General features: G+C 73.6%; 18 protein-coding genes. 10 read left to right on the top strand and 8 right to left on the bottom strand.

Translation table 11 applies throughout. From position 1 onward, the window contains the following. Positions 1 to 138: 138 nt before the first annotated feature. Entirely contained in the window at positions 139 to 435 is a 297-nt protein-coding gene (locus RM555_RS18160) for a hypothetical protein (RefSeq protein ID WP_311412877.1), read from the bottom strand. 127 nt (positions 436 to 562) lie between these two features. On the opposite strand from RM555_RS18160, the gene RM555_RS18155 reads away from it, so the two are divergent. The 3 genes from RM555_RS18155 (at position 563) to RM555_RS18145 (ending at position 4,274) form a co-directional block, all read left to right on the top strand. Beyond that, complete coding sequence (locus RM555_RS18155; protein WP_132235878.1) at positions 563 to 1,207, top strand: hypothetical protein; 645 nt, start codon at positions 563 to 565, stop codon at positions 1,205 to 1,207. Positions 1,208 to 1,352: 145 nt separating this feature from the next. Then, entirely contained in the window at positions 1,353 to 3,137 is a 1,785-nt protein-coding gene (locus RM555_RS18150) for a hypothetical protein (protein ID WP_311412876.1), read from the top strand. Positions 3,138 to 3,182: 45 nt separating this feature from the next. Further along, positions 3,183 to 4,274 carry a glycosyltransferase family 2 protein gene (locus tag RM555_RS18145; protein ID WP_311412875.1) on the top strand — a complete coding sequence of 364 codons (1,092 nt, stop codon included), beginning with the start codon at positions 3,183 to 3,185 and terminating at the stop codon, positions 4,272 to 4,274. A 22-nt stretch (positions 4,275 to 4,296) separates the two neighbouring features. Here the strand turns inward: RM555_RS18145 and RM555_RS18140 are convergent, their stop codons facing one another. Genes RM555_RS18140 through RM555_RS18125 form a run of 4 tightly spaced genes read right to left on the bottom strand, consistent with a single transcriptional unit; the run spans position 4,297 to position 8,249 of the window. Further along, on the bottom strand, positions 4,297 to 5,241 hold the full coding sequence (locus RM555_RS18140) for an ABC transporter substrate-binding protein (RefSeq protein WP_311412874.1): 945 nt from the start codon (positions 5,239 to 5,241) through the stop codon (positions 4,297 to 4,299). After that, the gene (locus tag RM555_RS18135) at positions 5,241 to 6,089 is read right to left on the bottom strand and encodes an ABC transporter ATP-binding protein (RefSeq protein WP_311412873.1); all 849 of its coding nucleotides are present in this window, start codon (positions 6,087 to 6,089) and stop codon (positions 5,241 to 5,243) included. The genes RM555_RS18140 and RM555_RS18135 overlap by 1 nt, the downstream gene beginning before the upstream one ends. A 25-nt stretch (positions 6,090 to 6,114) precedes the next feature. Further along, positions 6,115 to 7,206, bottom strand: a complete 1,092-nt coding sequence (locus tag RM555_RS18130) for a FecCD family ABC transporter permease (RefSeq protein WP_311412872.1) — start codon at positions 7,204 to 7,206, stop codon at positions 6,115 to 6,117. Next, the gene (locus tag RM555_RS18125) at positions 7,203 to 8,249 is read right to left on the bottom strand and encodes a FecCD family ABC transporter permease (RefSeq protein ID WP_311412871.1); all 1,047 of its coding nucleotides are present in this window, start codon (positions 8,247 to 8,249) and stop codon (positions 7,203 to 7,205) included. The genes RM555_RS18130 and RM555_RS18125 overlap by 4 nt, the downstream gene beginning before the upstream one ends. Positions 8,250 to 8,403: 154 nt before the next feature. Here RM555_RS18125 and RM555_RS18120 point away from each other — a divergent pair, with 154 nt between their 5' ends. Further along, entirely contained in the window at positions 8,404 to 8,763 is a 360-nt protein-coding gene (locus RM555_RS18120) for a YciI family protein (protein WP_311412870.1), read from the top strand. 12 nt (positions 8,764 to 8,775) lie between these two features. Here RM555_RS18120 and RM555_RS18115 read toward each other — a convergent pair whose 3' ends face one another. Beyond that, positions 8,776 to 9,216, bottom strand: a complete 441-nt coding sequence (locus RM555_RS18115; protein WP_132235868.1) for a cytidine/deoxycytidylate deaminase family protein — start codon at positions 9,214 to 9,216, stop codon at positions 8,776 to 8,778. Between the two features lie 168 nt (positions 9,217 to 9,384). Here RM555_RS18115 and hrpA point away from each other — a divergent pair, with 168 nt between their 5' ends. Further along, on the top strand, positions 9,385 to 13,410 hold the full coding sequence (gene hrpA, locus RM555_RS18110) for an ATP-dependent RNA helicase HrpA (RefSeq protein WP_311412869.1): 4,026 nt from the start codon (positions 9,385 to 9,387) through the stop codon (positions 13,408 to 13,410). On the opposite strand, the gene RM555_RS18105 is transcribed toward hrpA, so the two are convergent. After that, complete coding sequence (locus RM555_RS18105; protein ID WP_311412868.1) at positions 13,377 to 14,717, bottom strand: FAD-dependent oxidoreductase; 1,341 nt, start codon at positions 14,715 to 14,717, stop codon at positions 13,377 to 13,379. The genes hrpA and RM555_RS18105 overlap by 34 nt on opposite strands. 192 nt (positions 14,718 to 14,909) lie before the next feature. Continuing rightward, positions 14,910 to 15,839, bottom strand: coding sequence for a LysR family transcriptional regulator (locus tag RM555_RS18100; protein WP_132235862.1), 930 nt, complete (start codon positions 15,837 to 15,839; stop codon positions 14,910 to 14,912). Between the two features lie 77 nt (positions 15,840 to 15,916). Here RM555_RS18100 and RM555_RS18095 point away from each other — a divergent pair, with 77 nt between their 5' ends. The 5 genes from RM555_RS18095 (at position 15,917) to RM555_RS18075 (ending at position 22,093) form a co-directional block, all read left to right on the top strand. Continuing rightward, complete coding sequence (locus tag RM555_RS18095) at positions 15,917 to 16,606, top strand: succinate dehydrogenase cytochrome b subunit (protein WP_311412867.1); 690 nt, start codon at positions 15,917 to 15,919, stop codon at positions 16,604 to 16,606. A gap of 1 nt (position 16,607) precedes the next feature. Continuing rightward, the gene (locus RM555_RS18090) at positions 16,608 to 18,545 is read left to right on the top strand and encodes a fumarate reductase/succinate dehydrogenase flavoprotein subunit (RefSeq protein WP_151456381.1); all 1,938 of its coding nucleotides are present in this window, start codon (positions 16,608 to 16,610) and stop codon (positions 18,543 to 18,545) included. After that, on the top strand, positions 18,542 to 19,306 hold the full coding sequence (locus RM555_RS18085) for a succinate dehydrogenase/fumarate reductase iron-sulfur subunit (RefSeq protein ID WP_132235856.1): 765 nt from the start codon (positions 18,542 to 18,544) through the stop codon (positions 19,304 to 19,306). The genes RM555_RS18090 and RM555_RS18085 overlap by 4 nt, the downstream gene beginning before the upstream one ends. 661 nt (positions 19,307 to 19,967) lie before the next feature. Beyond that, positions 19,968 to 21,152 (top strand): zinc-dependent alcohol dehydrogenase, encoded by a 1,185-nt coding sequence (locus RM555_RS18080; RefSeq protein WP_311412866.1) that lies wholly within the window; start codon positions 19,968 to 19,970, stop codon positions 21,150 to 21,152. Then, a complete protein-coding gene (locus RM555_RS18075) occupies positions 21,149 to 22,093 on the top strand; it encodes an SDR family NAD(P)-dependent oxidoreductase (protein ID WP_311412865.1) in 945 nt (314 codons plus the stop codon). The genes RM555_RS18080 and RM555_RS18075 overlap by 4 nt, the downstream gene beginning before the upstream one ends. Positions 22,094 to 22,097: the final 4 nt, after the last annotated feature.

Raw genomic sequence — 22,097 nt, 5'->3', positions numbered from 1 at the left:
GGAAAACCCTTCGGAATCGGCACCGCCCGAGACGGGCACCGCACAAGGCGGCAGCGGGGCGCGCCTCGGCGCGGGCCGTCGGCGGATCTCCCGCGTGCGCGTCGGGGGCCTCCCCGCGCGCCCGCCCTCGGGCGGCAGCTACGCGCTGGGTACGCGGACCACGTCGTCGAAGAGTTCCTGCAGTCGGTCCCGGCAGCGCAGCAGCAGGCCGGTGATCTCGTCGAACGTCACCGCGTCCACCCGGCCGTGCTCCGACCACAGCGCCCGAACGGCTCTCTGGCTCTGCGTCAGATACAGCTCCGCGGAGTCGAGCAGCCTGCTGAACTCGTCGTGGCGGTCCGCGGCGGCGAGCCGGACCAGGTCGCGTGCGGCCAGCAGGGGATCCCCGGGGACCGCGAAGACGGTCGCCGGATCGTCGCCTGCCTGGTCCGCCACGATCCGCGCGAGGAGCCGGTCGGCCGTCGGCGGACCGGGCGAGAGAGTCCCCGCGAACCCTGGGAGATGTCACACCCGTCGATTAGAATGTGTGTACTAATCGAGGTCCTGACCTGGGAGGACGCCCGTGACCACGCCCGCCTCCGCCCCACCCACCCCCTACGCCACCCTGCTCGGTTTCACCCGCTACGTCGACCGCACCGGCCCGACCAAGGCCACCTTCGTCGGGGGCCTGCGCAAGCAGCGGGCCAGCCGCTCCGGCTTCAACCCGCACGGCCAGTTCGTCAAGGCGCTCAAGGCCGACATCGCCTTCCACACCGGCGGCACCCACCTCGACCAGGTGGTCGATGTGGTCAAGCCCCGCTGGCGACCGCTCTACCAGGCCCTCGTCCCCGGCGCGACGACCTGGCTGCGTTCCCTCGGCGAGCCGAGGGCCGTCGACCTCGCCCAGACCCGCGACGCGCTCGCGATGCTGGGCGACCTGCCCGTCAAGGTCAACCCCCAGTTCGGCGTACGGCACGCCGACGGTCGCGTCGAGGCCGTCCGACTGCACTTCGACGAGGCGCCGCCCAGCGAGGAGGCGACGCTCGCCACCCTGCACCTGATGGCCCGGCACATGGACGCGGTGCTCCCGCACGCCGAGCCGGTCCTGGTCGACGTCCGCCGCGGCGAGGCCCACCGCATGCCCGCCGACGCCCGTCCGGAGCAGATCGAGCGCTGGCTGGCCGGCGAGGCGGCGGCCTTCCGGGCCATCTGGGCCACCGCCGCCTGATCCCTTCCCACCACCCACCCACCCGATCCCGATCGCCCGGTCCGGCCGACGTGGCCGGGCCGGGCGGCTCGGCCAACCAGCCCGGAAGCCCATATCCCGGGCGGCGGATCGACACGGCGGCCACCATCGTGAATCATCTATCTTCATGACCACCGGGTCCACGGACGCCCGTCCGTCCGCCGAATTCGCCGACCACGACCAGGTCCCCGACCCCGGGGATCCCGGCCGACGGGACCGGTGGGGCTGGCTGCGCCACGAATGGACGCTGGCGGTGCTCGGCGGGCTGCTGCTGGCGGTGGTGCTGACCTGGCCGACGATGCGGCATCCGGCGAGCACCATCCCCGGCGACATCGGCGACCCCACGCTGCAGGCGTGGCAGATGGCCTGGGCCGGGCACGCCGTGCTCAACAACCCGGCCGGCCTCTGGCACTCGAACACGTTCTTCCCCGAGACCTACACGTACGCCTACAGCGACACCCTGCTCGGCTACGCCCCGTTCGGGATGCTCGGCTCGGGCTTCGAGGCCGCCCTGGTCCGCTACAACGTGATGTACGTGCTGGTGCATGCGTTGGCCTTCGTCGGGGCGTACGCGCTGGCCCGGCAGCTCGGGGCGGGCCGGCTGGGCGGGGCGGTCGCCGGGATCGCGTGGGCGTACGCGCCCTGGCGGCTGGCGCACTCCGGCCACCTGAACATCCTCTCCAGCGGCGGGATCGCGTTGTGCCTGGCGATGCTGGCGCGCGGCCACGGCTGGTCGCTGCGGCACGGCTACCGGCCGGAGCGGCGGCGACCGGGCTGGGCCTTCGCGGGGTGGCTCGTCGCCGCCTGGCAGATCAGCCTGGGCTTCGGCATCGGGCTGCCACTGGTCTACTTCCTGCTGGCCGCGGTGCTGGTCGGAGCCGGGGGCTACGGCTGGTCGTGGTGGCGGCGCGGGCGACGACCCGCGTTCGGCCGGCGGCTGCTGGTCGCCGACGTGGCCGGTGGCGGCGTCTTCGGCGCGGTGACGCTCCTGCTGGGCCTGGTCTACCTGAAGGTCGTCGACCTCAACCCGCAGGCCGAACGGTCGTTGGCCTGGACGGAGATGTTCTCGCCGCCGCTGATCGGCTTCGTCACCGCCCCGGCGGACTCGTGGTGGTGGGGCGAGCGGCACGCGGCGGCGCGGGAACAACTGTCCTGGCCGCCGGAGATGGCGCTGCTGCCCGGGATGGTCCTGCTCGCGCTGGCCGCGGCGGGGCTGTTCGTCTCGGTCTACCCGGCCCGGCGCCGGGTCGCGTTGGCGCTCGGCGTGCTCGGCACGGTGCTGCTGGGGCTGGGCGTCACCCTCGGCGGCGACGGCGATCCGGGCTACCTGACGCTGTCGAAGCACCTGCCGGGCTGGGACGCGCTGCGGACGCCGGGCCGGATGATGCACTGGACGAGCCTGCTGCTGGCGGTGCTGGCGGCGGGCACGGTGACGGTGTTCGCCACGGCGGTGCGGCGCTGGTCGTCCCGGGGCTGGACCAGGCTCCTGGCACCGGTGCTCCTGCTGGTGCCGCTGGCCCTGGTCGGGCTGGAGGGGGTCAACCGGACGCCGCATCCGGTGGTGCCGACGCCGCCGGCGGCGATGCGTACGGCGGCGGAACCGATGCTGGTGCTGCCCGCCGGCGGCGCGGTCGACCTGATCTTCATGTTGTGGACGACGGACGGGTTTCCCCGGGTCACGAACGGGCTGGGCGGGTTCGAGCCGGTGACCCAGGCGCAGACCCGGGCCGCGACGGCCACCTTCCCCGATGCGGGCAGCGTGGCGTACCTGCGGGGCATCGGCGTACGGTCCGTGACGGCCCTGCCGGGCTGGACCGCCGGGACGCCCTGGGAGGGCATCGCGGACCGGCCGATCGACGGGCTCGGCATCACCCGGGAGGAGATCGATGGTGTGCTGGTCTACCGCCTCTGAGCGGGGCGGCGCGGGGCGGGCGTCCTCGGGCGCCGGCCGGGCGGGGTGACGCAGGTGCGCCTGTCGCTGGTGGTGCCCTGCTTCAACGAGGAGGCCTCGGTGGAGCGCCTGCACACGGCGGTGACCGCCGCGGTCGCGGAGCTGACCGACGTCGACATCGAGGTGGTCTACGTCGACGACGGCAGCTCCGACGGCACCCTCGTGGCGCTGCGCCGGCTCGCCGCCGCCGATCCCGCCGTGCGCTACACGTCGCTGAGCCGCAACTTCGGCAAGGAGGCGGCGATGCTGGCCGGGCTGGAGCGGGCCACCGGGGACGCGGTGGTCATCATGGACGCCGACCTCCAGCACCCGCCCCGGCTGCTGCCCGACATGGTGGCGTTGTACCGGCAGGGTTTCGACCAGGTGATCGCGCGCCGGGACCGGCGTGGCGACCGCTTCGTCCGGATGCTGGCCTCGCGGTCCTTCTACCGGGTGGTCAACTGGTGGATCGACGTGCGGCTGCTGGACGGGGCGGGTGACTTCCGGCTGCTGTCCCGGCTGGCGGTGGACGCGGTGCTGGCGATGCCGGAGTACAACCGCTTCTCCAAGGGGCTGTTCTCCTGGATCGGCTTCCGGACGGTGGTGGTCGCGCACGGCAACGAGACCCGGCAGGCGGGCCGGAGCAGGTGGACGTTCGGCAAGCTGTTCAACTACGCGTTCGACGGGCTGCTGTCGTTCAACAACCGGCCGCTGCGGCTGGCGATCTACGGCGGCCTGTTCCTCACCCTGATCGCGGTGGTCTACATGGCCTGGGTGGTCGCCGACGCCGTCAGCAAGGGCATCGACGTTCCCGGCTACACCACCATCATCGTCAGCGTGATCGGCCTCGGCGGCATCCAGATGACGATCCTGGGCGTGATCGGGGAGTACATCGGCCGGATCTACTACGAGACCAAGCGTCGGCCGCACTACCTGGTCCAGGAGACCGAGGACCTGGTCACGCAGGACGGGGAGTCGCCCCGGGTGCCGGACCAGCCGGCGGTGCACCCGGCCGGGGGGGCCCGGCAGGGCGGGCCCGCCCGCGAGGACCTCTCCCGGTACCGCTCGCTGCGGCGCGCCGCCGGGGAGTCCGTGACGGGTGACGCGCGGCAGCCGTAGCGGCTGCCGCGCGCGACACGGGTCAGGCGGTGAGGTACTTCGCCAGGTCGTCGAGGATCTTGTTGGCGGCGCCGATGCCGATGCCGGTCATCCAGATCTCGTCGGAGACGACGTGCGACTTGCCGGCCTTGACCGCCGACAGCCCCTTCCAGAGCGTCCCGCCGGTGACCTTGGCCTGCTCGGCGGCGGCCTTCTCGCCGTACGCGGTGACGAAGATGACGTCGCCGTCGACCTCGCCGATGCGCTCCGGGCTGACCCGGTCCATCCGCCGGTCCTCCTTGCCGGTGAGCTGCTGGCGCTCGGGGCGGCCCAGCCCGGTGTCGCCGATGACGATGCCGGAGAACGAGTCCGGCCCGTACACCCGGATCTCGGTCGGCATGAAGCGGACGATGGAGACCTTGCGGGTGGCGGCGTCGCCGAGCTTGCCGCCGAACTCCCTGGCCCGCGTCTCGTACGCGGCCAGCAGGTCCTTGGCCTGCTGCTCCTTGCCGAGCGCCTTGCCGTCGAAGAGGAAGTTCTCCTTCCAGGTGATGCCGACCTTCTCGGTGAAGACGGTCGGCGCGATGGCGGCCAGCTCGTCGTAGAACTTCTCCTGGCGGAACTTGCTGCCCAGGATCAGGTCGGGCTTGAGGGCGTTGATGGCCTCCAGGTCGGGCTCGGTGAGCACCCCGACCTCCTTGATGCCGGCGAGCTTCTCCTCGCCGAAGTAGGTTGGCCAGCTCCGCGCCTCGCCGGCGGTGGCGGCGCCGACCGGTGTGACGCCGAGTGTCAGGGCTGTGTCGATCTTGTCTGTGTCGAGCACGACGACCCGCTTGGGCTCCATCGGCACCTTGGTGGTGCCCATGGCGTGGACGATCTCCCGGGTCTGTCCGGTGGTGGTGTCGGCGACCGGGTCGCTCTCACCACAGGCGGTGAGACCGACGCCGAGGGCCAGCGCCGCGGTGAGGGCGGCGGCGAGACGACGCATCAGATTCCTTTCGAAGGGTGCGAGCCGGTCAGCGACGTCGCCGCGTTCCCGGCGGGCAGGCGGGTCAGGGAGGGGCTGGTGAGCGCGGGCACCACCAGGGGCGCCCCGGTCACCGGGCAGGGCACGACCACGCAGTCGAGGCCGAAGACGTCCCGGACCAGGTCGGCGGTGAGGATCTCCCGGGGCGGCCCGGCGGCCACCACGGCACCGGAGCGCATGGCGATCAGGTGGTCGGCGTACCGGGCGGCCTGGTTGAGGTCGTGCAGTACGGCGACGACCGTACGGCCCCGCTCGACGCGCAGCCGGTGCAGCAGGTCCAGCACCTCCACCTGGTGGGCGAGGTCGAGGAAGGTGGTGGGCTCGTCCAGCAGCAGCGCCTCGGTGTCCTGGGCGAGGGTCATGGCGATCCAGACACGCTGCCGCTGCCCCCCGGAGAGGGTGTCGACCGGCCGGTCCGCCAGCGCCGTCACGTCGGCGAGCGCCATGGCCCGGTCGACGGCGGCCCCGTCGGACTCCGACCACTGCCGCCACCACCGCTGGTACGGCTGCCGGCCCCGGCCGACCAGGTCGGCGACGGTCACCCCTTCGGGCACCAGCGGACTCTGCGGCAGCACGCCGAGCCGGCGGGCGACCTCGCGGGTCGGCAGGTCCCGGATGGCGGTGCCGTCCAGCAGCACGGCGCCGCGCCGGGGCGTGAGCAGGCGGGCCATGGTGCGCAGCAGGGTGGACTTGCCGCAGGCGTTCGGCCCGACGATCACCGTGAACGCGTCGCCGGGCAGCTCCAGGTCGAGCCCGTCCAGCACGGTCCGCTCGTCGTAGCCGGCGACCAGGTCGCGGGTGGAGAGCATCACGCCTCCTTGCCAGGGTGGGACATCACGAGGGCCGCCGCCGGCCGCGGAGCAGCAGGAAGATCAGGTACGGGCCGCCGATGGCGGCGGTCAGCACCCCGGCGGGCAGTTGGGTGGGGGCGAACAGCCGCCGGCCACCCAGGTCGGCCAGCACCAGCAGCAGGGCCCCGAGCAACGCGGCGCAGAGCAGCGGCGGGCGCTCGGTGCGGACCAGCCGCCGGGCCAACTGCGGGGCGACGAGGGCCACGAAGTCCACCGCGCCCACCTGAGCGGTGACCATCGCGGCGGCCAGCACCCCGGTGCCGGCGAGGCCGACCCGGCGGGCCACCGGGCGCAGGCCGATCCCCCGGGCGGTGTCGTCGTCCAGGGCGGTGCTGTTCAGCGCCCAGCCGGCCCAGGCCAGCACCGGCAGGAGCGCGGCCAGGGTGAGGGCGATCCACAGGCTCTCGTTCCAGCCCTTGCCGGCGAGCGTGCCGATCAGCCAGATCTGCGCGCGCAGCCCGTCGATCGGGTCGGCGGTGAGCAGGACGACCTCGATCAGGGCCCGCAGCGCGAAGGCGACCGCCACGCCCGCGAGCACGAACCGCTGGGCGGCCAGCCCGTGCCGGGCGCCGAGGAGGAACAGCAGCGCGGCGGCGACCAGCCCACCGAGCAGCGCCGCCGGCGCCACGAGCACCGCCGCGGCGCCAGTCGTCAGGGCCACGGTCGCGGCGAGACCGGCACCCTGGGTGATGCCGACGACGTCGGGGCTGGCGAGCGGGTTGCGGGCCACGCTCTGGATCAGCGTGCCGGCCACCCCGAAGGCCGCGCCGGCCACCGCGGCCAGCACCAGCCGGGGCAGTCGCAGGTCGAGGACCACCAGGTCGTACGGGGTGCCGGCGCCGGAGAGGGCGCGCAGCACGTCGGCCGGGGCGACGTACGGGGTGCCCAGGGAGAGGCTGAGCACCCCTGCGGCGAGCAACAGCACGACCAGCGCGGCGGCGACCAGCACGGAGCGGCGGCGGACCTGCACGCTGACCGGACCGATCCGCACGAGCGACCGCCCCGGCAGCGCGGTGACGCCCACCCGGGGACGGCCGGCCGGCCGCCCGGCGGCGGGGGCGACGGGGGCGCTCACGCCGTCACGACCTTCGCGCGGCGGACCAGGAAGGCCAGCAGCGGGGCGCCGATCAGCGCGGTGACGATGCCCGCGGGCACCTCCCCGGGCGGCGCGACGAGCCGCCCGACGACGTCGGCGCCGAGCAGCAGCGCGGGCCCGAGCAGCGCCGAGACCGCGAGGGTCCAGCGGTGGTCGGCGCCGACCAGGGCGCGGGCCAGGTGCGGCACCGCGAGCCCCACGAACGCGATCGGCCCGGCGGCGGCGACGGCCGCCCCGGTGAGCAGCACCGCGGCGACGCCGCCGCCGAGGCGGACCAGCCCGATCCGGTGCCCGAGGCCCCGGGCCACGTCGTCGCCGAGGGCGAGCGCGTCCAGGCCCCGCGCGACGAGGGCGGCCAGGACCAGCCCGGCGAGCACGAACGGCACCACCTGGGCGGCCACCGTGAGGTCCCGGCCGGTCAGCCCGCCGACCACCCAGAAGCGGTACTCCTCGAAGGTGCGGGCGTCCATGCTGAGCAGCGCGTACACCACGGAGGCGAGACTGGCGTCGAGGGCCGCGCCGACCAGCGCGAGGGTGACCGGGCTGGCACCCTCGCGGGCCTTGGCCGCGACGGCGAAGACCAGCACGCCGGCCCCGAGCGCGCCGGCGATGCCGAACCAGACGTACCCGGCCAGCGTGCTCACGCCGAAGACGGAGATGGCCAGCACCACGCCGAACGAGGCGCCGGCGCTGATGCCGAGGATCCGCGGTTCGGCCAGCGGGTTGCGGGTGAGGGCCTGGAAGAGGACGCCGGCCACGGCGAGCGCCAGCCCGACGGCGAGGCCCAGCGCGGTGCGCGGCATCCGCAGTTCCCGCACGATGGTGGCGGCCTCGCCGCCGTCCGGGGCGACCAGCGCGCGCCACACCTCGTCGACGGCGAGCGCCCGGCTGCCGAGCGCGAAGCTCGCCAGCACGGCCAGCAGCAGCACCAGCGCGGCGGCGACCGTGACCGCGAGCCGACGACCCCCACGCACCCGGGGCCGGGTGCCGGCAGGTGCCGGGCGGGTGGCGAGGGTGGTCACGAGGCTCCTGCACGTTCGGGCTTAGGGTCGCCTTACCGTAGCGGAACGCCCTGGCCGGGCCTAACTCGCCGTCGTCGATCCGGGCGGCGCTGAGCAGGGCGGACAGCGCCGGATCCGGTCGGGCGGCGGCCCCGGCCGCCCTAGGGTTGTCAGCATGCGATTCGACCAGCACACCGTGGTGCTCCTGAGCCGGCCGACGGACGCGCCGCAGCTACCGCTGGACGCGGCCGACCGGTTGCAGGACGCCCACCTGGCCCACCACGCGGGACTGGTGGAACAGGGGCTCGTCCTGGCCGCGGGGCCCTTCGTCGACGCCGACGACGAGCGGCTGCGCGGGTTCGTCGTGCTCTCCATCTCCCCGCAGGAGGCCCGAGAGCTCTACCACAACGACCCGGCTGTGCGGGCGGGGCGGCTGGGCGTGCAGGTGATGAGCTGGATGGTGCCGGAGGGCATCGTGCGGTTCGAGAGCGTGCCGCTGCCCCGGTCGATCCTGGCGGCCGCCGCCGGCGACTGACGGCCCGGGAGGTCAGTCGGCCGGTCGCGGCGCGGGGAGCGGGCCGGCGGGCCCGTCGAGCTGCTGGTCGGCCCAGACGTACGTCTCCGGCAGCAGTTCGGCGACGTGCACCACGCGCAGCGCGTCCATCGGCCCGACGATGACCCGGACGGTGGGGAAGTAGTCGCGCAGCACCTGCCGGCAGCGCCCGCAGGGCGGGATCACCCCGCGCCCCCGGTCGCCCACCGCGACGATCGTCTCCAACTCGGTGACGCCCTGGGTGGCGGCGGCGCCGACCGCGACCACCTCGGCGCAGGGGCCACCGGTGAAGTGGTAGACGTTGACCCCGGTGAAGACCCGGCCGTCGGTGGTCCGCGCGGCGGCGGCGACCGTGTGGTTGTCGCTGCGGCAGCGCAGCTTGGCGACCGCCGTGGCGGCCTGCACCAGGGCCCGGTCGGTGTCCCGCATCGTCATCCCATCCCCCGTGGCCAAGGTCGGTCGGCGCCCCACTCTAGTCCGAGGCGGCACCGCCGCGCTTGCCCTGACGGGCGCCGCTGAGAGGCGTGCGCGCGGGCGGACCGGGGCGGGGCGGCGGTAACCCGGGGGCGGTCCGGCCGTCGGCTGCCTATCCTTGGCGACGACATGCAGAATCCAGCCGCACCCGCCGCGACCGACCCCGTCCGCGAGCTGCACCGCCGCCTCCGTCCCCTGATGTTCCGCGACCAGCGCCGCCTGCAACGGCGCCTGGACGGGGTGCGCCGGCTGCGCGACCCGCAGCGCCGGGAGTCGGCGCTCGACGAGATCGCCGCCGACGTGGCGCGGGCCGAGGCGGTGCTGGCGGGCCGGCGGGCCGCCGTGCCGGTGGTCACCTATCCGGCCCAGCTGCCGGTGAGCGAACGCAAGGACGACATCGCCGCCGCGATCCGCGACCACCAGGTGGTGATCGTGGCCGGCGAGACCGGCTCCGGCAAGACCACCCAGCTGCCGAAGATCTGCCTGGAGCTGGGGCGCGGGATCACCGGGCTGATCGGGCACACCCAGCCGCGCCGGCTGGCCGCGCGTACGGTGGCGGACCGGATCGCCGAGGAACTCGGCACCGAGCTGGGCGACGTGGTCGGCTACAAGGTGCGCTTCGCCGACCAGGTGAGCGACCGCAGCCTGGTCAAGCTGATGACCGACGGCATCCTGCTCGCCGAGTTGCAGACCGACCGGATGCTGCGCCAGTACGACACGCTGATCATCGACGAGGCGCACGAGCGCAGCCTCAACATCGACTTCATCCTCGGCTACCTCCGGCAGCTCCTTCCCCGCCGGCCCGACCTCAAGGTGATCATCACCTCGGCGACCATCGAGACCGAGCGGTTCGCCCGGCACTTCGCCGGACCGCCCACCGCCGACGAGCCCGACGGCGTACCGGCGCCGGTGGTCGAGGTCTCCGGGCGCACGTACCCGGTCGAGGTGCGTTACCGGCCGCTGGTCGAGGTAGCCGAGGGCGAGGACGACGGGGAGGACGAGGAGAACGTCCGCGACCAGGTCCAGGCGATCGGCGACGCCGTCGAGGAACTGGCCGCCGAGGGCCCCGGCGACGTCCTGGTCTTCCTCAGCGGCGAGCGGGAGATCCGCGACACCGCGGACGCGCTGGGCAAGCTGGTGGAGAAGAAGCCGGCGCTGCGCGGCACCGAGATCCTGCCGCTGTACGCCCGGCTCTCCACCGCCGAGCAGCACCGGGTCTTCGCCCCGCACGCCGGGCGCCGGGTGGTGCTCGCCACCAACGTCGCGGAGACCTCGCTCACCGTGCCCGGCATCAAGTACGTGGTGGACCCGGGCGCGGCCCGCATCTCCCGCTACAGCAGCCGGCTCAAGGTGCAGCGGCTGCCGATCGAGCCGGTCTCGCAGGCGTCGGCCAACCAGCGCAAGGGGCGCTGCGGACGCACCTCGGACGGCATCTGCATCCGCCTCTACGACGAGCAGGACTTCCTGTCCCGCCCGGAGTTCACCGACCCGGAGATCCTGCGCACCAACCTCGCCTCGGTCATCCTCCAGATGACCTCCATCGGGCTCGGCGACATCGCCGCGTTCCCGTTCATCGACCCGCCGGACCGGCGCAACGTCGCCGACGGCGTCAACCTGCTGCACGAGCTCGGCGCGCTGGACCCGGCCGAGGCCGACCCGGCGAAGCGGCTCACCCCGCTGGGCCGGCGGCTGGCGCAGCTGCCTGTCGACCCACGGCTGGCCCGGATGGTCGTCGAGGGCGAGCGCAACGGCTGCGCCACCGAGGTGATGGTGATCGCCGCCGCGCTGTCCATCCAGGACCCCCGCGAGCGGCCCGCCGACAAGCAGGCCCAGGCCGACCAGGCGCACGCCCGGTTCACCGACCGGGAGTCGGACTTCGTGTCGCTGCTCAACCTGTGGCGGCACCTGCGCGAGCAGCAGCGCGAACTGTCGTCCAGCGCGTTCCGGCGGATGTGCAAGGCCGAATACCTCAACTACCTGCGGGTACGCGAGTGGCAGGACATCGTCAGCCAGTTGCGCCAGGTGCTGCGTACGCCCGAAGAAGGGCGACCGACGCGCGACGGCGGCGGGCGCCGGGGCGGCGCGGACCTGCCGGAGGAGATCGACACCCCGAAGGTGCACCAGTCGCTGCTGGCCGGGCTGCTGTCGCACGTCGGGCTCAAGGACGCGCAGAAGCACGAGTACCTGGGCGCCCGGGGCGCCAAGTTCGCGCTCTTCCCCGGCTCGGCGCTGTTCAAGAAGCCGCCGCGCTGGGTGATGGCGGCCGAGCTGGTGGAGACCTCCCGCCTCTGGGGCCGGGTCGCCGGCCGGGTCGAACCCGAGTGGGTCGAACCGCTGGCCCAGCACCTGGTCAAGCGCAGCTACAGCGAGCCGCACTGGGAGAAGAAGCAGGCGGCCGTGATGGCCTACGAGAAGGTGACCCTCTACGGCGTCCCGCTGGTCACCTCACGCAAGGTCAACTTCGGCCGGATCGACCCGGCGCTGTCCCGGGAGCTGTTCATCCGGCACGCCCTCGTCGAGGGCGACTGGCAGACCCACCACCACTTCTGGGCCGACAACCAACGGCTGCTGGCGGAGATCGAGGAGCTGGAGCACCGCGCCCGGCGCCGCGACATCCTCGTCGACGACCAGACCGTCTTCGACTTCTACGACGCGCGCGTCCCGGCCGACGTGGTCTCCGGGCGGCACTTCGACGCCTGGTGGAAGAAGACCCGCCGGGAGCAGCCCGACCTGCTCACCTTCACCCGGGAGCTGCTGGTCAACGCCGGCCGCACCGGCGTGGACGAGGCCGACTACCCCGACGAGTGGTCCGCCGACGGGGTGACCCTGCCGCTGACCTACCGGTTCGAGCCGGGCACCCCGACCGACGGCGTGACCGTCGACATCCCGCTGCCCCTGCTCAACCAGGTGCCGGCGGAGAGCTTCGACTGGCAGGTCCCCGGGCTGCGCGAGGAGTTGGTGATCGCGCTGATCCGCTCGCTGCCCAAGGCGGTGCGCCGCAACTTCGTCCCGGTGCCGGACTACGCCCGCGCGGCGCTGGCCGCGATGCCCGCCGGCGAGGAGCCGCTGCTGGACGCGCTGACCCGGCAGCTGCGCCGGATGACCGGCGTCACCGTGCCCCGGGACGCGTGGGAGCCGGAGAAGCTGCCGCCGCACCTGCGGGTCCGCTTCCGGGTGCTCGACGAGGAGAACAAGCCCGTCGCCGAGGGCAAGGACCTGCCGACCCTGCAACGCCAGCTCAAGGCGGAGGTACGCCAGGTCGTGGCCGCCGCCGCACCCGACGTCGCCCGTACCGGGCTGCGCGAGTGGAGCATCGACGATCTTCCTCGCACCATCGAGCAGGTCCGTTCCGGCTACGCGGTGACCGCGTACCCGGCCCTGGTCGACGAGGGCGACACGGTCGGGGTGAAGGTCTTCGACTCGCCCGCCGAGCAGGAGGCCGCGCACTGGGCGGGCACGCGGCGGCTGCTCCGGCTGACCGTGCCGTCGCCGGCCAAGTTCCTCCAGGGGCGGCTGTCCAACGAGGCAAAGCTGGCGCTGAGCCGCAACCCGCACGGCGGCGTGCAGGAGCTGATCTCCGACGCGGCCGGGGCGGCCATCGACAAGCTGATCGGCGACGCGGGCGGCCCGGCCTGGGACGCCGAGGGCTTCGCCGCCCTGCGGGACAAGGTCCGGGCCGACCTGGTGGACACCGTGGTCGAGATCATGGACCGGGTGCGCCGGGTGCTCGCCGCCGCGTACGCGGTCGAGCAGCGCCTCGGTGCCACGCGGAACCTGGCGGTGGTGGCCGCGCTGGCCGACATCCGGGCCCAGCTCAACGGCCTGGTGCACAAGGGCTTCGTCACCGAGACCGGGTACGCGCGCCTGCCCGACCTGCTGCGCTACCTCACCGCGATCGAACGGCGGCTGGACCGGCTGCCGGGCAACCCGCAGCGCGACAAGCAGCAGCAGGACCGGGTCGCGGTGGTGCAGAAGGAGTACCAGGAGATGCTCGCCGCGCTGCCGCCAGGGCGCCGGCAGTCGACGGCCGTCCGGCAGATCCGCTGGATGGTCGAGGAGCTGCGGGTGAACGTCTTCGCCCAGGCGCTGGGCACCCCGTACCCGGTGTCGGAGCAGCGGATCTACCGGGCGATGGACGAGGCCGAGGGCAGGTAGGACGACCCGCGCAGCACCCGCAACAGCACCGGCGGGGAGAGCAGCCGCGTCGGCGGGTCGACGAGGTTCACCACCCGCAGGAACGCCGCGCCCAGCGCCGGGTCCCGGGTCGCCGCCGCGTGCAGCCGGCCCACGTACGCGTTGACCAGGCGTACCCGCGGCGAGCGGCGGCCGGGCACCTCGGGGAAGCGCAGGTCGGTGCCGACCGCGATGGACCACGGCCCGTCGATCAGCCGGGCCGCGCCCCGGAAGAACCGCCGGGCGAGCCGGTCGGACGGCCGTCGCAGCAGTCGGCGCAGCAGCAGGGCCTCCAGCGCGGCCACCGTCATGCCCTGCCCGTAGACCGGGTTGAAGCTGCACACGGCGTCGGCCACCACCAGGTAGCCGGCCGGGAAGCGGCGCAGCCGCTCGTAGCGCCGCCGCACGCTGGCCGGGAACTTCATCGTCGCCGGCGGGCTCTCCGGCCGCGCCGTACGCAGCAGGTCGGCGATCTGCGGGGCGGCGAGGGTCTCGGCGAAGGCGGTCATCCCCTCGTCGTCGGCCGGCGGCTCCTCGCCGAGCATGCCGCTGAGCGCCACCGCGAACCGGCCCTGCTCCTGCACGGCGACGATGCCGCCCCGGGGCTGGCCGGGCACGGCGTTGGTGAGCGCGCCGAGCAGCCCCTCCAGGTGGTGCGGCTCCCGCCGGTAGGTGCGGGTGAGGTAGGTGACGCCGACCTTGACCCGCTCCTCCGGCGCCGGCCGGTAGCCCAGCTCGGCCAGCCACACCGGGCTGCGGGTGCCCCGGCCGCCGGCGTCGACGACGAGGTCGGCGGCGACGGTGGTCGGGTCCCCGTCGCGGGGGCGCAGCCGTACGCCGGTGACCCGTCCCCGGTCGAGGGTGGTGGTCAGCCCCTCCACCTCGCAGCCCGCCACGATCCGCACCCCGGGCAGGGCGGCGACCCGCTCCCGGACGACCTGCTCCAGCAGCGGCCGGCTGACCCCGAGGGCGAACAGCGGGGACGGCGCGCGCCGCATCCGGTGGCCGTTGTTGTACCAGTGGACCTGCTCGTGCAGGTCGACCGTGGGCACGCCCCGCGCGCTCAGCTCCGCCGAGATCCCGGGCAGCAGCTCCTCGAACGCCTGCCGGCCCCGGGTCAGCAGGACGTGCAACTGCCGCCCCTGCGGTACGCCCCGGCGGCTCTCCGCCTGCTCGGGCAGCAGGTCACGGTCCACGAGGGTGACCCGCTCGTACGCCTCGGTGAGTGCGCAGGCGGTCAGCAGCCCGCCCATGCTCGCGCCGATCACCACGGCGCTGCCCGTTGCCATGCGGGCAGCGTAGGCAGGCCGGCGGGGGCCGGTCGTCTTCCGTCGTGCGCACCTGGCGGCGTCGGCCGGCGCGGTCCGGCGGCCTGGGACCGGCGCGGTCCGGGCGGCGTGGAACCGGTTTGGCCGCGCGGCCTGGGACCGGCGCGGTCCGGCGGCGTGGGACCACTGCGGCCGGGCGCGCGGGCGGCGGGGTCAGAGGGGCTCGACGCCCGGCGGCAGGTCCCCGCCGGTGGTGGCGTCGCGGACGTAGTCCAGCAGTATCCGGCGCAGCTCCCGGCCGGCGTGGGTGGGCACCACGTCGCGGCGCCGGGCGACCGCGATGGTCCGCCGGACGCCGGGTGGGGCCAGCCGGGTGACGCGCACGCCGGGGCGTCGGGCCACCACGATGCCGGGGACCAGCGCGACGCCCAGCCCGGCCTCGACGAAGCTCAGCACCGCGTCCATCTCGCCGCCGTCGACGGCGATGGTCGGCTCGAAGCCGGCCTCCCGGCAGGCCTGGAGGGTGGCGTCGCGCAGGTCGTAGCCCTCCCGGAACATCACCATCGGCTGGTCGCGCAGGTCGGCGACGCGCAGCTGACCGGTCTCCGGGGTCACCGACAGCTCCTCGACGGAGGCGACCACCAGGCTCTCCCGCAGGATGGGGTCGGCGCGCAGCCCGGGGTCGGTGCCCTGGGCCGGCATGATGATCAGTGCCAGGTCGAGGTCGCCGCGGAGCAGGCCGCGGACCAGGTCCTGCGAGCCGCTCTCCTCCACCCGCAGGTCGATGGTGGGGTGGGCGTCGCGGAAGCGGCGCAGCACGGGCGGGGCGAGCGAGGTGGCGAGGCTGGGGGTGGCGCCGAGCCGGACCCGGCCGCGGCGCAGGCCGACCAGCTCCTGCACCTCGCGGGTCGCGGTGTCGACGTCGGCGAGGATCCGCTTGGCCAGCGGCAGCAGCACCTCACCGGCCGCGGTGAGCGTGATGTTGCCCCTTACCCGCTCGAACAGCGGGGCGCCGAGGCCGTCCTCCAGGGCGTGAACTTGCTTACTCAACGAAGGCTGGGTGATGCCCACGATGTCGGCGGCTTGGGTGAAATGTCGTACTTCGGCCACCGCAACGAAGTACTTCAGCTGATGGAGCTGCATCTACATAGCCTATAGCTATCAAGACTGCGAGGTCGATGCATTGGACGACTGAATCAAGTGCTCCTAGCGTCGATCGCGTGGTAGTCACGAGAACTCGGTCGCCCATCCGCTCCAGCGTCGGCCTGAAGGCCGTCATGGCGGTGACGGGCATCATCCTGGTGTCATTCCTGATCGCGCACATGCTCGGCAACCTGAAGATCTTCACGGGGGCGACCTCGTTCGACCACTACGCGCACTGGCTGCGCGAGATCGGCACCCCGCTGCTGCCGGGCGTGTGGTTCCTGTGGATCATGCGGATCGGCCTGGTCGTGGCGGCGGTCGGCCACATCTGGGCCGCGACCGCCCTCGCCGTGCGCGCCCGCGCCGCCCGCCCGGTGCAGTACGCGCACCGCAAGAAGGTCCAGGGCAGCTACGCGGCCCGCACCATGCGCTGGGGCGGCGTGATCATCCTGCTCTTCGTGATCTACCACATCCTGGACCTCACCACCGGCACGCTGAACCCGGTCGGCGACCCGAGCCGGCCGTACGCCAACGTGGTGGCCGACTTCGCCCCGGAGCGCTGGTACGTGACGCTCTTCTACACCCTGGCGGTCGTCACCCTCGGCTTCCACCTGCGGCACGGCCTGTTCAGCGCGCTGCGCAGCCTCGGCCAGCAGAGCCCGCGCGGCGAGCGGCGGGCCCGAGCCGTGGCGCTGGGTTTCGCCGTCGTGCTCTGTGCCGGCTACCTGGCGGTCCCGTTCGCCGTACTCACCGGATTGGTGTCCTGACATGGATCTCTACACCGAGGGCGACCCGATCGCCGACACCAAGGCCCCCGACGGCCCCATCGAGACCCGCTGGGAACGCCGCCGCTTCGAGGCCAAGCTGGTCAACCCGGCCAACCGCCGCAAGATGACCGTGATCGTGGTCGGCACCGGCCTGGCCGGCGGCTCGGCCGCCGCCACGCTGGGCGAGCAGGGCTACCGGGTCAAGACCTACTGCTACCAGGACAGCCCGCGCCGGGCGCACTCCATCGCGGCGCAGGGCGGCATCAACGCCGCCAAGAACTACCGCAACGACGGCGACTCGGTGCACCGGCTCTTCTACGACACCGTCAAGGGCGGCGACTTCCGCTCCCGGGAGTCGAACGTGCACCGGCTGGCCGAGGTCTCGGTCAACATCATCGACCAGTGCGTCGCCCAGGGCGTCCCGTTCGCCCGCGAGTACGGCGGCCTGCTGGACACCCGCTCCTTCGGCGGCGCGCAGGTGCAGCGCACCTTCTACGCCCGGGGCCAGACGGGCCAGCAGCTGCTGCTCGGCGCGTACCAGGCGCTGGAGCGGCAGATCGGCCTCGGCAACGTGGAGATGAACACCCGGCACGAGATGCTGGAGCTGATCGTCGTCGACGGCAAGGCCCGCGGCATCGTGGTCCGGGACATGGTCACCGGCGAGATCACCACCGAGTTCGCGGACGCGGTCGTGCTCGCCTCCGGCGGCTACGGCAACGTCTTCTACCTCTCCACCAACGCCAAGGGCTGCAACGTCACCGCCACCTGGCGGGCCCACCGCAAGGGCGCGTACTTCGCCAACCCCTGCTACACGCAGATCCACCCGACCTGCATCCCGGTCTCCGGCGACCACCAGTCGAAGCTGACCCTGATGAGCGAGTCGCTGCGCAACGACGGCCGGGTCTGGGTGCCCAGGACCAAGGGCGACACCCGCAGCCCGCGGGAGATCCCCGAGGACGAGCGGGACTACTACCTGGAGCGGATCTACCCCTCCTTCGGCAACCTGGTCCCCCGCGACATCGCCTCGCGCGCCGCCAAGAACGTCTGCGACGAGGGGCGCGGCGTCGGCCAGACGGGGCTCGGCGTCTACCTCGACTTCTCCGACGCGATCGACCGGCTCGGCCGCAAGGCCATCGAGGCCAAGTACGGCAACCTCTTCGAGATGTACGAGCGGATCACCGGCGAGGACCCGTACGAGGTGCCGATGCGGATCTACCCCGCCGTGCATTACACGATGGGCGGCCTCTGGGTCGACTACGACCTCCAGTCCTCCATCCCGGGCCTGTTCGTGATCGGCGAGGCCAACTTCTCCGACCACGGCGCGAACCGGCTCGGCGCCTCGGCGCTCATGCAGGGCCTGGCCGACGGCTACTTCGTGCTGCCCAACACCGTCGCCCACTACCTGGCGTCCGGCCCGTTCGAGAAGGTCGACGCCACGCACCCGGCGGCCGTGCAGGCCCGCGCCGACGTCGAGGACCGGATCCAGCGGCTGCTGGCCGTCGACGGCGACCGGACCGTGGACTCGTTCCACCGCGAGCTGGGCCAGATCATGTGGGAGCACTGCGGCATGGAGCGCAGCGAGGCCGGGCTGCGCAAGGCGATCGACGAGATCCGTGCCCTGCGCGAGCAGTTCTGGCAGCGGGTCCGGGTGCCGGGCACCGGCGAGGGGCTCAACCAGTCGCTGGAGAAGGCCGGCCGGGTGGCCGACTTCTTCGAGCTGGCGGAGCTGATGTGCATCGACGCCCTGCACCGCGAGGAGTCCTGCGGCGGTCACTTCCGGGCCGAGCACCAGACGCCCGACGGTGAGGCGGAGCGCGACGACGACCGCTTCGCGTACGTGGCTGCCTGGGAGTTCACCGCCACCGGCGAGCCCTCGGTGCTGCACAAGGAAGACCTGAACTTCGAATACGTCCACCCCACGCAGCGGAGCTACAAGTGAACCTGACCCTGCGCATCTGGCGCCAGTCCGGCCCCGAGGACAAGGGTCGGATGGTGACCTACAAGGTCGACGACGTCTCCCCGGACATGTCGTTCCTGGAGATGCTCGACGTCCTCAACGAGCGGCTGATCCTCGCCGGCGAGGAGCCGGTGGCGTTCGACCACGACTGCCGCGAGGGCATCTGCGGCATGTGCGGCCTGATGATCAACGGCGACGCGCACGGGCCGCAGCGCGGCACCACCGCCTGCCAGCTGCACATGCGGCAGTTCTCCGACGGCGAGACGATCGACATCGAGCCGTGGCGGGCCCGGGCCTTCCCGGTCATCAAGGACCTGGTGGTCAACCGGGGCGCCTTCGACAAGATCATCGCGGCCGGCGGCTACATCACCGCGCCGACCGGCAGCGCCCCCGAGGCGCACTCGACCCCGGTCGCCAAGGCCAACGCGGACGCCGCGTTCGAGGCGGCGGAGTGCATCGGCTGCGGCGCCTGCGTGGCGGCCTGCCCGAACGGCTCCGCCATGCTCTTCACCGCCGCGAAGGTCACCCAGCTCTCGCTGCTGCCGCAGGGCCAGCCGGAGCGCTACACCCGGGTGATCGGCATGGTCGACGCGCACGACGAGGCCGGCTTCGGCGGCTGCACCAACGCCGGTGAGTGCACCGTGGTCTGCCCGAAGGGCATCCCGCTGAACACCATCGGCCGGCTCAACCGCGACTTCCTGATGGCGACCTCGAAGCGAGGCGACAACACCCCCGGTTCCTGACGGCACCCGGTCGGACCGGACGGGCGGGCCGCCGCACCCCCACGGGTGTGGCGGCCCGCCCGCGTTCCGGTAGCGGCCCCGCGGGTGTGGCGGCCCGCGCGCGTTCCGGTAGCGGCCCCGTCAGCCGGTGTACGCCCTGTCGGCCCCGCCGCGCCCCGGGTGGCGTCCCTCGACGGCCCCTGTCGAGCTGCCCCGTCCATGAGACCAACCGCCAGCGGCGGCGAGCGCGACGTGGCGAGCGGATGTCCCCCGTACCGACGGCACCCGCACGCTCCCCGCATCCCACGCCCGCCTGCCCTCGCCGGTCCCCGCGACGCCGTCCGTCACCGGCCAGCCGCTCTCTCCACGGGTCGCGGTCCGCGCCCGCCATGTTTCGGTTCCCGCCCGTCCCGCCCGCCCATCCCGCCGGGCGGTTCCCCGACCGACGCACCGCCTGCGCCACGGAACGGGCTGCCCCACGCCACGGGGCAGCTCGACAGCGCCCACGCGACACGACTTGGTTCGCCCCGGAGGGGTCGACGGGCCTCGCGGGCCGGGCGGAGGGCGCAGCGCGGCCCCAGCGCGCGGTACGACCACGTGACCGCCGCCGGGTGGGCCGCCGGTTCAAGTCGTCGGGGGCGGGTAGCAACCCCGGGGACGGCACGAGGAGGGACGACGGGACATGAAGGCACTGACCTGGCAGGGCAAGCGGGACGTACGGGTGGAGGAGGTGCCCGATCCGCGGATCGAGGAGCCGACCGACGCCGTCGTCCGGATCACCTCGACCGCGATCTGCGGCTCCGACCTGCACCTGTACGAGGTGCTCGGGCCGTACCTGAAGCCCGGCGACGTCCTCGGCCACGAGCCGATGGGCATCGTCGAGGAGGTGGGCCCGGGGGTGACCCGGCTCAAGCCGGGCGACCGGGTGGTGGTGCCGTTCAACATCTCCTGCGGCTCCTGCTGGATGTGCGACCGGCAGCTGTACGCGCAGTGCGAGACCACCCAGGTCACCGCCGAGGGCAAGGGCGCCGCGCTGTTCGGCTACACGTCGCTCTACGGCTCGGTGCCCGGTGGGCAGGCGGAGTACCTGCGGGTGCCGCACGCCCAGTTCGGCCCGATCACGGTGCCCGACACCGGGCCCGACGAGCGCTGGCTCTACCTGTCCGACATCCTGCCGACCGCCTGGCAGGCGGTGAAGTACGCCGACACCCCGCGCGGCGGCACCCTCGCCGTCTTCGGGCTCGGGCCGGTCGGTCAGTTCTGCGCCCGCATCGGCCGGCACCTCGGCGCGGACCGGGTCATCGGGCTGGACCTGGTGCCGGAGCGGTTGGCGATGGCCCGCCGGCACGGCATCGAGGTGCTCGACGTCAGCGAGCTGGACGACGTGCCCGGCGCGCTGATCGACCTCGTCGACGGGCGCGGCCCCGACGCCGTCATCGACGCGGTGGGCATGGAGGCCCACGGCGCGCCCCTCGGCAAGCTCGCCCAGACCGCCGCCGGGCTGCTGCCCGACAAGCTCGCCCAGGCCATGACCGACAAGGTGGGTGTCGACCGCCTGGTCGTACTCAAGGCCGCGATCAAGGCCGTCCGCAGGGGCGGCACGGTCTCCGTCTCCGGCGTCTACGGCGGCGAGGTCGACCCGATGCCCCTGATGGAGATGTTCGACCGGGGCGTCCAGCTGCGGATGGGGCAGTGCCACGTGCGCCGGTGGACCGACGAGATCATCCCGCTGCTCTCCGGCGACGACGACCCGCTGGGCGTGATGGACCTGCGTACCCACCGGGTGCCGTTGGTGGAGGCGCCGGAGGCGTACGAGATGTTCCAGAAGAAGGAGGACGGCTGCGTCAAGGTCGTGCTGGCACCGTGACCCGGACGGTGGTCGTGACCGGCGCGACCAGCGGGATCGGCCGGGCGGCGGCCCGGGCCTTCGCGGCGCGCGGGGACCGGCTCGTGCTCGCCGCCCGCTCCCCCGTCGCCCTCGCCACGGTCCGCGACGAGTGCCGGGCCGCGGGCGCGCAGGTGCTCGAGGTGCCCACCGACGTCACCGCCGACGGCGCCCTGGCCGCGCTCGCCGACGCGACCCTCGACCGGTTCGGCGGCATCGACGTCTGGGTGCACACGGCGGCGGTGATGGCGTACGGCCGGTTCGAGGAGACCCCGGAGCGGGTCTTCGAGCAGGTGGTGCGCACCGACCTGCTCGCCGCCGCCGCGGTCGCCCGGGTGGCGCTGCGCCGCTTCCGGGCGGACGGCGGGGGCACGCTGATCCTCACCGGATCGGTGCTGGGCCACATCACCGCGCCCTACATGAGCGGCTACGTGGCGAGCAAGTGGGGGTTGCAGGGGCTGACCCGCACGTTGCAGCAGGAGGCCCGGGAGACCCCCGGGGTGCACGTCTGCATCGTCAACCCGGGCAGTGTGGACACCCCGGTCTACCAGCGGGCCGCGAACTACCTCGGCCGGACCGGCCGGCCCCCGCCGCCGATCACCACCCCCGAGCGGGTGGCGCGGGCCATCGTGGACTGCGCCGACCGGCCCCGCCGGGAGGTGTCGGTGGGCCGGGTCAACGTGGTCATGCGGGTCGGCTTCACCCTGCTGCCGGGCGTCTACGACGCCCTCGTCGGGCCGTTGATGCGGCTACTCGGGCTGACCGACCGGCCGGTCGCGCCGCACGACGGCACGGTGTTCGCGCCGGACCCGGCCGCCGCGTCGGTACGCGGCGGCTGGCGGCCCGACCTCGGGCGGGTGGCGCGGGCCGTCGGGGAACTGCCCGGCCCGGTCGTGGCGGCCGTCCGGCGTCGGCTGCCGTGAACCC

Origin of the sequence: Micromonospora reichwaldensis (genome assembly GCF_031845925.1) — a bacterium.
Taxonomy (GTDB): domain Bacteria; phylum Actinomycetota; class Actinomycetes; order Mycobacteriales; family Micromonosporaceae; genus Micromonospora; species Micromonospora reichwaldensis.
This window is presented reverse-complemented; position numbering and strand designations above follow the sequence as displayed.

What these genes read in the sequence shown, in the direction of transcription:
- RM555_RS18080 (WP_311412866.1), top strand. Translation starts at nt 19,968, where the DNA reads ATGAAGGCACTGACCTGGCAGGGCAAGCGGGACGTACGGGTGGAGGAG.
- RM555_RS18090 (WP_151456381.1), top strand. Translation starts at nt 16,608, where the DNA reads ATGGATCTCTACACCGAGGGCGACCCGATCGCCGACACCAAGGCCCCC.
- RM555_RS18135 (WP_311412873.1), bottom strand. Translation starts at nt 6,089, where the DNA reads ATGCTCTCCACCCGCGACCTGGTCGCCGGCTACGACGAGCGGACCGTG.
- hrpA (WP_311412869.1), top strand. Translation starts at nt 9,385, where the DNA reads ATGCAGAATCCAGCCGCACCCGCCGCGACCGACCCCGTCCGCGAGCTG.
- RM555_RS18115 (WP_132235868.1), bottom strand. Translation starts at nt 9,216, where the DNA reads ATGACGATGCGGGACACCGACCGGGCCCTGGTGCAGGCCGCCACGGCG.
- RM555_RS18100 (WP_132235862.1), bottom strand. Translation starts at nt 15,839, where the DNA reads ATGCAGCTCCATCAGCTGAAGTACTTCGTTGCGGTGGCCGAAGTACGA.
- RM555_RS18105 (WP_311412868.1), bottom strand. Translation starts at nt 14,717, where the DNA reads ATGGCAACGGGCAGCGCCGTGGTGATCGGCGCGAGCATGGGCGGGCTG.
- RM555_RS18150 (WP_311412876.1), top strand. Translation starts at nt 1,353, where the DNA reads ATGACCACCGGGTCCACGGACGCCCGTCCGTCCGCCGAATTCGCCGAC.
- RM555_RS18140 (WP_311412874.1), bottom strand. Translation starts at nt 5,241, where the DNA reads ATGCGTCGTCTCGCCGCCGCCCTCACCGCGGCGCTGGCCCTCGGCGTC.
- RM555_RS18120 (WP_311412870.1), top strand. Translation starts at nt 8,404, where the DNA reads ATGCGATTCGACCAGCACACCGTGGTGCTCCTGAGCCGGCCGACGGAC.